Source organism: Gemmatimonas groenlandica (assembly GCF_013004105.1).
GTDB lineage: Bacteria > Gemmatimonadota > Gemmatimonadetes > Gemmatimonadales > Gemmatimonadaceae > Gemmatimonas > Gemmatimonas groenlandica.
This window is the reverse complement of record NZ_CP053085.1, coordinates 1,114,799-1,126,738: the sequence shown is the minus strand read 5'-3', so window position 1 is coordinate 1,126,738 and position 11,940 is coordinate 1,114,799. Positions and strand designations below refer to the sequence as shown.

General features: G+C 64.6%; 11 protein-coding genes. All 11 read right to left on the bottom strand.

What is annotated here, in order from left to right; translation table 11 throughout:
- Nucleotides 1–18 precede the first annotated feature (18 nt).
- Nucleotides 19–2,955 (bottom strand): putative LPS assembly protein LptD, encoded by a 2,937-nt coding sequence (locus tag HKW67_RS04645; RefSeq protein WP_171224279.1) that lies wholly within the window; start codon nucleotides 2,953–2,955, stop codon nucleotides 19–21.
- 41 nt (nucleotides 2,956–2,996) lie between these two features.
- Nucleotides 2,997–3,761 (bottom strand): twin-arginine translocase subunit TatC, encoded by a 765-nt coding sequence (gene tatC / locus HKW67_RS04640; protein ID WP_171224278.1) that lies wholly within the window; start codon nucleotides 3,759–3,761, stop codon nucleotides 2,997–2,999.
- 25 nt (nucleotides 3,762–3,786) lie between these two features.
- A complete protein-coding gene (gene ybgF, locus HKW67_RS04635) occupies nucleotides 3,787–4,650 on the bottom strand; it encodes a tol-pal system protein YbgF (protein ID WP_171224277.1) in 864 nt (287 codons plus the stop codon).
- A complete protein-coding gene (gene pal / locus HKW67_RS04630) occupies nucleotides 4,647–5,207 on the bottom strand; it encodes a peptidoglycan-associated lipoprotein Pal (protein ID WP_171224276.1) in 561 nt (186 codons plus the stop codon). The genes ybgF and pal overlap by 4 nt, the downstream gene beginning before the upstream one ends.
- Nucleotides 5,208–5,246: 39 nt before the next feature.
- Nucleotides 5,247–6,551 (bottom strand): PD40 domain-containing protein, encoded by a 1,305-nt coding sequence (locus HKW67_RS04625; protein WP_171224275.1) that lies wholly within the window; start codon nucleotides 6,549–6,551, stop codon nucleotides 5,247–5,249.
- Nucleotides 6,552–6,564: 13 nt separating this feature from the next.
- Nucleotides 6,565–7,314 carry a cell envelope integrity protein TolA gene (tolA, locus tag HKW67_RS04620; RefSeq protein ID WP_171224274.1) on the bottom strand — a complete coding sequence of 250 codons (750 nt, stop codon included), beginning with the start codon at nucleotides 7,312–7,314 and terminating at the stop codon, nucleotides 6,565–6,567.
- Nucleotides 7,311–7,724: an ExbD/TolR family protein gene (locus HKW67_RS04615; RefSeq protein WP_171224273.1), complete on the bottom strand. Its 414-nt coding sequence runs from the start codon at nucleotides 7,722–7,724 to the stop codon at nucleotides 7,311–7,313. Before HKW67_RS04615 ends, tolA begins: the two co-directional genes overlap by 4 nt.
- A 2-nt stretch (nucleotides 7,725–7,726) precedes the next feature.
- Nucleotides 7,727–8,467, bottom strand: coding sequence for a MotA/TolQ/ExbB proton channel family protein (locus HKW67_RS04610; protein WP_171224272.1), 741 nt, complete (start codon nucleotides 8,465–8,467; stop codon nucleotides 7,727–7,729).
- A complete protein-coding gene (locus HKW67_RS04605) occupies nucleotides 8,464–9,435 on the bottom strand; it encodes an NAD-dependent epimerase/dehydratase family protein (protein WP_171224271.1) in 972 nt (323 codons plus the stop codon). The genes HKW67_RS04610 and HKW67_RS04605 overlap by 4 nt, the downstream gene beginning before the upstream one ends.
- Nucleotides 9,436–9,626: 191 nt before the next feature.
- Nucleotides 9,627–11,138 (bottom strand): LysM peptidoglycan-binding domain-containing protein, encoded by a 1,512-nt coding sequence (locus tag HKW67_RS04600; RefSeq protein WP_171224270.1) that lies wholly within the window; start codon nucleotides 11,136–11,138, stop codon nucleotides 9,627–9,629.
- A 211-nt stretch (nucleotides 11,139–11,349) separates the two neighbouring features.
- Nucleotides 11,350–11,856, bottom strand: a complete 507-nt coding sequence (locus HKW67_RS04595; protein ID WP_171224269.1) for a single-stranded DNA-binding protein — start codon at nucleotides 11,854–11,856, stop codon at nucleotides 11,350–11,352.
- Nucleotides 11,857–11,940: the final 84 nt, after the last annotated feature.

Here is an 11,940-nt window from a genome sequence, read left to right as displayed (position 1 = left end):
GCCGGCCGAGCCGACGGCTCAGTATCCACTCGTCGACCGGTACGTCTGGCGATCGTAATTGAACTTGAGTTCCGGCTGCGCCTTCAGCGCGATGAAGAAGTTGAAGGAGAAGCTGCCACTGGGCGTCTGCGAGAAAGCGAACACGGCGTTCCAGTCATGCAACTGACGCTGCAGGCCCACCTGCTGGCTGGCGAACCGGGCACGCTCCACGTCGTACTGAGTGCTCCACTGCGCCGACCAATTCTGCGTGATGTCGAACGACATGGTGGCGGAGACATTCTGCGTGGCCGGCTGAATGAACGTCGGCGCGCCGATCGCGCTCTGCCCTGATGTCAGCCCGGTCGCCTGCGCACTTTGCGCGTTGAGCAGACACTGGTCGTACACGAAAAAGCCCAACGCGCGCTGCGGCTCGCAGAACGTGGAGGGATCATTCACGATCTGCGTGCCGCCACGCGGCCGGCGCTGACGGGCCGCGTTGTACTGCAGATTCAAATTCCAACCGCCACCGGTTGGCAGCGCTGCCTGCATTCCGCGCATGTTGCCTCCACCAGCGGCATTCATCTGGCGGCTCTGCTGCGCCACGTTCTGGTCGGACGCATTGCGTGGTGCGTTCGTGCTGTCGATCGCTTCGAGCGCCGTCGACATGCCAAGCAGGCGACCAAACAGGGCGACGAGTCCCGACTTGCCATTGAGGGAGAAGGTGACGCCGAAGTCGGTCCGATACGGACTGAACGTGGCGGTATCGGAGGCTGGATCGCCCTGAAACAGATCGTACGACGTGCGGAAGTCGAGGCCGGGCAGCAGATCGGTGCGCCCCGAAATCGTGAATATCTTGTCGGTGAAGCCGTTGCCGGTGGAGTCGGCGCGGATGAAATCGTACGACAGCGACGAAAAGTTCAACGCCAGCAGTTTGATCTTCTTGCCCGACTCCGGCGTCGAGTCGGAGTCCGACTTGAGCTTCGCTTCCAGGTTCGTCGACAGGTTGAGCGACACGCGGTTCTGCGCAAGTGACGACAGATAGCCGACGCGCGTGCGCCCGAGCGCCTGGAGATACTCGTCGCTGACGTTGGCATTCGGCGAGTAGCTGTAGCTGAGACTGGGGGTGATCGAGTGGCGGATCTTGGCGACTGAACCGAAGCCGGGCAGCATGGCGTAGAGCGTCGGCGACGCCGATAGCGCATAGCTCAGACGCTTCGACTGCTGCACCCACTTGCCGCCGCTCCGTTCGGTGCGGACGAACAACCCGGATGCCCCGTCTACGTTGTTCACCGAGATCGACGGCGACAGGTTCCAGGTGCCCTGAAAGAAGCGCGGTAATCCGAATGAGGTCGTCCAATCGAAGTTCGACTCGTACGTCTTGGCGAAGATCCGCGTGGAGCGGATCGACGTATCACGAACGCCGATGATTTCGCGCTGCTCGGGGAAGTTGCGATACTGATCGGACAACGTGAACGAGTTGTTCCACTGCCAATCGCCGATCTTGATGGGCGTGTCGAAGCCGAACTGCATGTTCCGACGGCTCGCATTGAAGCGCGAACTGTCGATGCCCCCGCCCGGCCGGATGTTGTACACGAACGGGAACTGCAGCCCCTGATCGATCTTGCTCTGTCCCGTGATGGCCAGTCGGAGCGACGGCGTCCACGCGAACGGTCCACCGGCGAGCGTGCCGGCTGTGACGTTCAGCGACGGGAAGTCCATGTCGACTTGCGTCCGCCCGGGATACTGCACGCGGCTGCCACCCACGTTGATCTGCGCCGGACCGACCTTCGTCTGGTAGTTCAGCTGCGACCGGATCGTCGCGTTGGCGGCCGTCGGGTTGATCGTCGTCTGCCGCTGGATCTGCGTGTTCTGGACCCAGTTCAGGCGGGCGGTCAGGCGCGTCTGCCGTGAGAAGTCCTGGTTATGATTCCAGGTGACCGACGTATTGGTCGTGCCGTCGCGCTGCGCCAGATACGACACGGCGGTCTCGCCACTGATGAACCGGTCGAGCCACTTGTAGCGTAGCTCGGCGTTGCCGCGCAGGAAGCCCGGATCCTGAACGGTGCTACGAGCGCCGGAGCGCCAGTCGAACGACGCTTCAGCGTTCATGTAGTCGCTGATCGCCAGGAAGTAGCCGATATTCGAGATACTGCGTCGATACGACGGGCTGTTTCGGAACAGTTCGGCGATGCCGAAGTTCGGCGTGAGCATGCCGCTGCGACGGCCGCTGCGCACGTCCTGGAAGAAGAACGGAATCCAGAACACCGGCACCTCGCCGATGTAGAGCACGCCCGGTCGTGCCACCATCACGTTCTCGGACACGAACTTCATGTCCTTCGTCGTGAAGTGGAAATGCGGCTCGGCATGATCGCAGTAGGTGAACGAGCCGTTCTTGGCGAACACGATATGCCGGCCGCTCACCAGCGAGTCGGAAATGATCGTGCCGCGCTCGGCGCTCAGAAACAGTCTCTGTCCCGACGTCACCGACGTCGAGAAGGCGCCCGTTACACCCTGCTTCGAATTGAGGTCGTACTCGATACGGCCCTTGGCGATGAAATCGTCGGCGTCCTGCTGTTGCGGGTCCCGCAGCAGCACCGTGTCACCGATGGCGACCACTCGCTTGGTGGAGTCGTTGTAGACGATCGAGTCGCCGATGATCATCGTTTCGTCGCGCTGCACCGCCGACGGCTTGCCCTTGAGCACTAAGGCACGCGACAGCGCATTGAAGAACACCGTGTCGCCCTGATACTGGATCTTGCGATAGCCCTCGCGGTCGAGCAGCGCGCGCATGAGCGAGTCGGGAGGCGTCCAGTTGAACACCTCGCGATCCTTGCTCAATGTCGCCAGACTGTCAGTACCCTTGGCCTTCCCGGACGCATCCTTGCCCACAGGCGCCGGTCGCGCGGGAATTGGTCGCTGGGCAGCCGCCGGCACGGCAAGCATGGCGGTGCCGAGCACCAGGCCCAGCATCGCCATCGCGACCGAACGCCACCGGCCGCAGACAGGCAGCGATCCGCTCACTCGTCCCCGGCAGCGATCCGCCGCTCGCGACGACGGCTGATGAATTTCGACACCGTGATCGACACTTCGTACAGCATGTACAGCGGGATCGTGAGCGCGATCAAGGACGTCGGATCACTGCCCGGCGTGATGAGCGCAGCCGCGACGATGCATCCCAGGAACGCGTGGCGCCGAAACTTGGAGAGGTACTGCGGCTGCACGATGCCCATGGCCGACAACAGCGCGATCACGATCGGCAGTTCAAAAATGGCGCCGAACGCCAGGCACATGGAGATCACGAAGCTGACGTACTGATCGACCGTCTGCATGATCTGCACGGACCCGCTCTGGAAGCTCATGAAGAAGCTCAGCGTCACCGGCAGCACATAGAAGAACGAGAGCGCCATGCCGGCCAGAAAGAGCACGGCGGCCCCGATCAGCGCCGGGATCACGGCTTTCTTTTCGTGGCCGTATAGTGCGGGCGAGAGGAATCCCCAGAGTTGCCAGGCCAGCACGGGCGACGCGGCGATCAGCCCCAGGGTAATCGAGGCGTCCATCACGATGTCGAAGAGGTCGCTCACGTGGGTCACCATGAGCGGCTGCTTCAGATACGGCTGGATCGGCAGCGACAGGAAGGCGATGATGTCGACCTGCTTGGTATACAACAGCGCGAAGGCGACGCCAACGCCGATGGCGATGGCTACGGCACATTTGAAAAGCCGCCAGCGCAGTTCCTCGAGGTGATCGAGGAACGGCATTTCCACACTGTTACTGCTGGACATCAGCGAAGTCGTCCTGGTCGCGCCGTCAGCGCAGCGTCTTGAGTTGTTCGGCCGCGAGCTCGGCCTCATCGCTGCGCGGATAGCGCGCGATCACCTGCTCGAGCAGCTGCTTGGCCTGCGGGGTATTTCCCTGCTGCAATACCAGCTGAGCTCGCTTGTAGAGCGCGGTCGGCGCCTTCGCCGACGTCGGATGGGCACTCACCACCGCGGCATAGGCGGCGTCAGCGGCCGGCAGATTCTTTTCCTTCGCGAACGACTCGGCTATCCAGAACTGCGCGTCGGGCGCGTAGTCCGAGGTCGGAAAGTTCGTAAGCAGTTCCTGGAAGTAAATGCGCGCAGTCGCACTGCTGCCGCGCGTGAGCTGATCGCGACCGTCGGTGTAGAGCTGGTTCGGGCCGGGGGCGCGGGCGGCCGCAGTGTCCGCCGCCGGCGCCGGTGTACGCCCAATCGTGGGCGGAGTAACCGGCGGCACTGTTCCGGCGGGCGGCACGGCCACCGGCGCCGAACTGCGCGATTCGATCTCCGAGCGAAGCCGGGCGATCGTCGCCTGACTCTGCCCGAGCAACGTCTGCACCTGGAGCATCTGTTCGCGAATCGCGCGCATCTCACCGCGAAGGTCACCCTGAATGCTGACGGTGCGCGCGCTCACCTTGGTCAACGAGTCACTGGCGACTTGCAGCATCCGCATGGTTTGCGTCAGTGCGTCGCGCTGTTCCAGCTGATTCTTGAGGATCTCCGCGCGCAGCGACGAGATGTCGCTCTGCACGATCCGCACATCCCCGCGGGTGGCGAAGCATCCTCCCGTGGCGACGAGCGCCACGAGAGGCACAAGCCGCCACACCCGGGAGCGCAGCGTGTGCCGAAGTCCGAGTGCGGCGGCGGCTATCACTGGGCGCGCAGCTGATCGCCGCCGGCGATGATCTCGAACTCGTCACGACGGTTGCGCGACCACGCCTCTTCCGTCGTCCCCTGCACCGCCGGACGCTCGCGACCGAACGACGCCGTTTCGATACGTGATGCATCGATGCCGCGATCGGTCAGGTAACGCTTCGCCGCTTCGGCCCGACGACGGCCCAGGGCGATGTTGTACTCGTCGCTGCCGCGCTCGTCGCAGTGTCCCGCAATGCGGATCTTCACTGCCGAATTCGCGTTGAGCACCGTGATCTTGGAGTCCAGGTTGGCCTTCGCGTCGTCGCGCAGCTCGTCGGCGTCATACTCGAAGTAGATCGTCTCGAGCAGGCGCGCCCGCGTGGCCGCCAGCTTCGTGCGATACTCTTCCATCGTGTCGCGTGCGGCGGGAGTGGTATTCGTCGGCCGCGTCGGCTGCGGTTGCTGCGAAACGGGGGCCGTCTCGGTCTGCGGGGCGACCACCGGCTTCTTGCGGCAGGCACCCAGCACGAGCGTGGTGGAGGCCAACACCAGGGTCAGACGAGACAAACGCATCATGTCGGAAAACTCCGAGGGGTAAAGTGAAAAGGGTGGTGATTACTGCGGCGACAAGCGCGGGGACCACGCCGACAATCGCGCCTCAGACCCGAAAGTGAGCTGGCGTGATCGTCCGGTTTCGATATCCACGATCCACAATTGGCGCGTTCCGCTCCGTGTCGACGAAAACACGACGTGCCGGGAATCCGGTGCCCACGACGGGTCGTCATTCCGGCCATCGTTCGTCACGACCTTCACGGTCTGATCGCGCAAATTGATGGTCATGATCTGGAAGGTGCCGCCGTTTCGCGATTGAAACGCGACGAGCCGCCCATCGGGAGACCAATCCGGCCCCGCACGATAGTCGCGATCGCCGAACGCCGCCGCCGTGAGCAACTCCGCGTTCGTTCCATCCAGATCGCTAATATACACTTCCGGGTGCCCCGAGCGATCGGACATGAAGGCAATTCGCTGCCCGTCAGGACTGAAAGTCGGCTGCGTGCTCGCCCGTCCGCGCCCCACCGTGATGCGACGCGGCGCGCCCCCCTCGATCGGCATGGCGTACAGATCGGTACCCGTGTCCGAGCCCCGCGCATACACCACCGTGCGACCGTCCGGCGACACCGACGGCGAACTGTGCTCGATGCCCGCCGACGACGCCAACGTGCGCTGCGAGCCGGTGCTGAGATCTGTCATCATGATCGGATTGCGGACGCCGTCGAGCACACTGTACACGAGCCCGCGTCCACCGGGCAGCCACTGCGGCGACATACCGCTCGGCGTCGCCGGGATCACATTTGCACGATCACTGTCAACTATCCACACGCGGCCGCCCCGTGTGAAGGCGATGCGCGTCTGCGCGATGCCGCGCTGGCCGGTGATCCACTCCTCGATCGCGTCGGACACCCCGTGCATGGCCGAGCGCCACGCCGGAGAGAGGGCCGACGACGGCAGCGGAAAATCCTTGCTGTTCACGACGGCCTTCTTTGACACGTCGTGTAGCGCGATACGCACCCAGCCAGACGGGAGCAGCGTGGGCTGCACGATACCGTCCACGCCGAGCTTGGCAAACAACGCGTAGTTGGGCGGTCCATTCACCACCGGCGCGCTCGACGTGGACACCACGTTGAAGCGATCGCTGTAGTCGAAATCCCGCGACAGGATCGTCGACACCGAGTCGCCGTTCACGCCCTTCACCGGCAGCACCATCAGCGCCGTTTTCTGCCCCGCCACGTAGCGCGTGCTGAGGCTCACGCCGGGCGGCTGCGCCTGCGCGGCGACGCGCGACGGCAAGGCGGTGCCCACGACCAGCAGCAGGCCGGCGAGCGAGGGCAACACCCGAGTCAACACGGAGTGGGACATCATCTGGAGTATGCGGTCAGTTGGGTCGCAAGGCATAGTCAAACGTGAAGTACACGATCAGCACGTCGTCCGTCCATCCCTGAGGAAGCGGGCCGAATCCGCGCGTGGAACCAACCGCTTCAACCGCACCCATCGCATCGAGATCGTAGATACGATCCGCCGATCCCTTCACGACTTCGATGGCGATCACGGAGCCGTCGCGACGGATGGTGAATTTCACCTCCGACACCAACGATGCGGACACACGGCGCGGCGTCCAGTTCAACGTGATTTGCCGGACGATATTCTGCAGGTACCCGGGATACGGAAAGTCGATCCCGCGAATGCTCAGGTTCGCGACATCCGCCCCTTTTCCGCCCTGCGCGCCAGCACCAGCCTTGGGTGCCGCCGTGGCTTTCGACGCCGTCGGCGATGCGGTCTTCGAACCCGCTTTCTTCGTGCGCGAGGTCGAGGGTGTCGCCTTGGGCGACGGCAGCACCTTTTTCGCGGTCGAGGGCTTCGGGATCACCTTCTCTTCCGGCACACGCTCGGCGCCAGCGATATCCGGGGCCTGCGCCGACGGCTGCGCGGCGGGAGTCACCACACCGGCTTGTCGCGGTCCCGGCGGTGCCCCCACCAACTCTACGCGGTACACCGGCGGACGCGGCGCCTCGGCACGCGTGCCCCACCAGATGGCCGCCGCCACGAGCGCGAGGTGCACCACCGCGGAGAACGCGATGCCGCGGCCGAGCGCCGTCGGCCCAGTCGCCGCGCGCGACAGACTCACCGATCGCCGTCCGGTTCAGCGACGAGCCCGACATCCGTGATGCCCTTGGCCTTCATGGCGGCGACGATGCGCACCACGGTCCCGTACGGCACGGCTTCGTCGGCGCGGAGATACACGCCACCGCCGCCCTTCTTGTCCGACAAGGCCTTGATGCTTCCCGCGAACTCGTCGAACGAGAGCTTGGTCTCGTCGATGAAGATCTGCCCGCGCCGATCGACCGTGATCACGAGTCCGTTCTTCGGTTCGAGCGGCGCGACATCCGCCGTCGGCAGTGCGATATCCACGCCGCCTTGCATGATCGGTGCAGTGATCATGAAGATGATCATCAACAGCATCATCACGTCGATCAGCGACACCACGTTGATCTCGGCATTCACGCCAGCGCGCTCTCGACGACGCCCGCGACGCATCCTCAGATCCGCCCTTCGCGCACCATCAGCGCGATCAACTCCGAGCCGAATCCTTCGAGCGCATCGTCGAAGCGATTGAGGCGCGACGCAAACACGTTGTACGCGAACGCCGCCGGAATCGCAACCGCGAGGGCCGCCGCCGTCGCCATTAGCGCGGTACCGATACCCGGCGCCACCGCTTGAATATTGCCCGAGCCTTTCTGCCCAATGCCGACGAACGCTTCGATCACACCCAGGACTGTTCCGAACAGGCCGATCAGCGGACTCACGCTGCCGACCGTCGCCAACCACGGGATGTACTGCCCGAGCTCTTCACGCGCCTTCGATCCCTCGGCGTCGAGCACCAGCCGAAGTGCCTCCACCTGAGAGCCGGAAAGGCGCGCCGTGCGATCGTTGGTCGCGCCGAGCGCCGGCTTAGTGTCGTTCAGGAACGACACCGCGCGCGCGAAGACGGCCGTGAACGCACTCGGCTTGGCGCGCTGCGCGCACAGCATCGCGTCGTCCATACCGCGTGCGCGCTCGAAGTCGGCCACAAACGCCCGGCCGTTGGTCTCGGCCGTCTTGAATCCGCGCCACTTCGAGAACATGATCGCCCATGACATCAGCGACAGCACCACCAACAACGCGAGGACGCTCTTCGTGACAGGATCGCTGTTGATCAGCATGCCCAGCATCGATGACGGCAACGCCTCCTTCTCGCTCGCCAGCTGCAGCAGCGCGAAGAGTCCAACCACCGCCGTCACGCCTGCGTCTCCAGTCGCGCACGACGATCGGCGAAGAACCGATAGGTGTTCTCGAGGCCCTCGCGCAACGTGACCTTCGGCGTCCAACCCAGCACCGCCTGCGCCTTCGTGGTGTTCAGCGCGGAGCGCGCGAGCTCGCCAGCGCGAGCTGGAGCGTAGTCGATCGGCGAATGCGCCGACGACACGGCACGCAGGGTTTCCGCCAGCGTGTTCACCGACGTTTCGATCGACGTGCCGATGTTGAAGGCGCGGGCATCGAGACGGCCACGCGGTGGAAGATCCACCGTCGCCGCCGCGAAGTTTGCCCCGGCCACGTCACCGGCGTACACGTAGTCACGCGTCTGCTCGCCGTCGCCGAATACTGTCAACGCGCGACCATCAAGCAGGCGGTTGCAGAAGATCGCCACCACACCGGCTTCGCCATGCGGATCCTGCCGCGGTCCATACACGTTGCCGTAGCGTAGCGCGACGTTGTCGAGTCCATGTACGCGCCCGTAGTACGCGAGGTAGTACTCGATCGACAACTTCGCGATGCCGTACGGCGCCTCGGGATCCTTGCTGTTCGATTCGGCGCTCGGCGGCGGATCGAAATCGCCGTACAACGCGCCTCCTGTCGACGACAGAATGGTGCGCGTGGGATGACCGCCCGCGCGGACGGCTTCCATCAGGTTCAGCGTGCCGAGAATGTTGCGCGTGGCATCGTAGACGGGATCGAGCACGCTGCGGCGCACATCGATCTGCGCGGCAAGATGACACATCACGTCGAACTTGCCATCACGAATCAGCGCGGCCGCTTCGGGCGTGGTGATATCGCCGCGAACGAAGCGCGCCGCCGACGGGATGTTCTCCTCACGTCCACTCGACAAGTCGTCGAGGATGGTGACCTCCCAGCCTTCGGCCAGAAACCTGTCCGCGACATGGGATCCGATAAAGCCTGCACCACCCGTCACCACGACCGTCTTTGCCATGCCGTTCGTTTCCTCATCCGATGGGGAAATCCGCTGTCGTCGCGTCTCGCCAAGGGGCTGTCTGAGACGCGCAATGTCCCAATGTACACACGCGCCGACGCCCACGGGGGCCTCGGCGCGCGCGAGTACAGAATCGAGTTGGGAACGATGCGACGCCGGTCACGTCGCGCACGGTCACATCAGGCCATGCGTCAGGGCGCCTTGGCCACTCGGCGGGCGGCGAGACCGACGCCGATGTCGGACTGATACTGACGCGTGATCACGGCCGCACTGCCGCCCGATTCGCTGCGCACCACACGCACCGTCGCCACCAGCGACTCCTGCGACGGCTGCTCCTTGCTGCCGCTGCGATAGAGCCCGAATTCGTCGCCGGCTTTCACGCCCTGCGTCGTCCCGGCCGCAAGCATCAGGAAGCTCTGCAGCGTGGGCTGCAGCTCGTGCGGATCGATCCAGCGCACGCTGGTCTTTACATCGGGTTCAGCGAGCTTCTGCACGACCAGCCACGGGGCCGATGAACCGGCCGACGGCAGGAGCCGCTGGCCTTGTTCAACCCGACCGGACTGCCGCGTCAGCACGGCGAGCACCGGCTTGCCGGCCTCCACCCGCACGATCTCGACGATGCCCGTCGGAATAGCAATCATCGACTGCTTGTCAGCGGCGGCGGGCGTCGTGACCGCCACCAGGCGCTGCCCCACCGTGTAGGTGACACCGGCCGGCGGTCGCACTTCGATCTGGTCCGTCTTGATGGCCCGCTGCGGATATTCGCTTTCCAGACTGCCCGGCGAGCCCACGCGCTTGAGGATCGAACCGGACTTGGCCAGCTCCAACTGCATCACGATGAACGGTGCCGCGTCGAACTCGGCCTGTCGGGGCGCGGGCGTGTTGGGACGAAGCACGGCGCGCGTACGGCGTTCCGCTTCCGCGGCGTCGGGGAGATCACGGTGAAAGACCGTCTCCACTTCGCTGCTCTTGCGCGACGCTTCCTGCGCCTCGAGATCGACCAGACCGATGCGCGTGCCCTTCCGCGACATCATCAATTCGCTCGAATGCTGCGGCTGAAAATTCACCCGCGATGTATCCGTCTCGATGGTCGCCTTCGTGACGGTGTCGATCGCCGCCACGGCGGCCGCCTTGGCAGCGGCAGCGGGCGCCCGACCCTTGGCAGCGCCAGCTCCGGCCGCAGCATTGCGCTTACCGGCGGTCTGCGCCGACAGCGAGCCCGACGGGCGAGCGGGCGGCAACGTGCCCTCACCCGCCTTGGCCAGAGCAACACTTGGCACCGTGGAATCCGCGGGTGCCGCCGCCATCGCGGCCGCCTTCGCACCACGCACGGTCGGCGATGCCGGAACACTTAACCGCATGCCGACCTGAAGCGGAGCCGGCCCGCTCGTCGCGATCCGATTGCGCTTCGCGAGCGCGGGCCACTGATGGCCATCGCCGTAGAACAGCGCGGCAATTCCCCAGAGGGTTTCGCCGGCGCGTACCACATGCGTCGTGGTGGCAGAATCCTTGACCTGATCGAGCGTCGAATCGGCAACAGACACGATACGACCCTCGGCTTCCTGACCGTGCACGACGGTTGGACGCCAGACGAGCAAGAGAGCGAGCGTCGACAGGAGTGCCACGAAAATGCGAGACACCGGCTGCAACGCCCGGTGGGATTCGATGGCCGTAGACGACTGCGGCTGGTTTGCAGCGCGCATTAGCGAGCCTCACAGTGGAAAGACTTCGCGCCCCCGCCCGGGGCGCTGGAGGGCCCTCGACTCGCGTGCATCACTGCATGCGAGGTGCCCACACCGGAGACGCCTGCGATGGACGCGCGTAACGGCGGGCGCATCACGGCAATGGTCGACATCATCACATTTGCCGCCGTCGGGTGTTCCCGACGGCGGGCACCATGAATCCTGCGGCGATCTAGAAGGGCAGATCGTCGTCTTCGTCTTCCAGCGCGCCCGGAAAATCTCCAAACTCTTCCTTGCCAGCCGACGGCGCAGCCGCCGTTTTCGGACGCGCTGCCGGGGCCGCCGAGCGACGCGGCGCGCTGTCCATGTCGTCGCCGCCGCCACCGCCGGCGCGACCGCCGAGGAGCATCAGTTCCTTGACCTTGATCTCGGTGGTGTACCGGGTCTGTCCGTCCTTGTCCTGCCACTGGCGATACTCGATCTCGCCTTCGACGTAGATCTTCTCGCCCTTCTTCACGTACTTCTCCACGACGTCAGCCAGACCAGAGCCACGCGCGCTGTTCCAGACGACGCAGCGATGCCACTCCGTCTTCTCTTGCTTCGCGCCACTCTGGTCCGTCCAGTTGCGGCTCGTAGCAAGCGAGAACTGCGCCACGCGCGTTCCAGTGCCGACCGTGCGGATTTCGGGATCTGACCCGACGTTGCCAATCAAAATGGCCTTGTTCAGGCTGCGACTCATGGTGCCTCCTCGAAGTACGATGGTAATGGGTGTCGGATAAGCTAGGAGGGTCCTCTGACCAAACCAAACCCGAAAGCTGCGGGT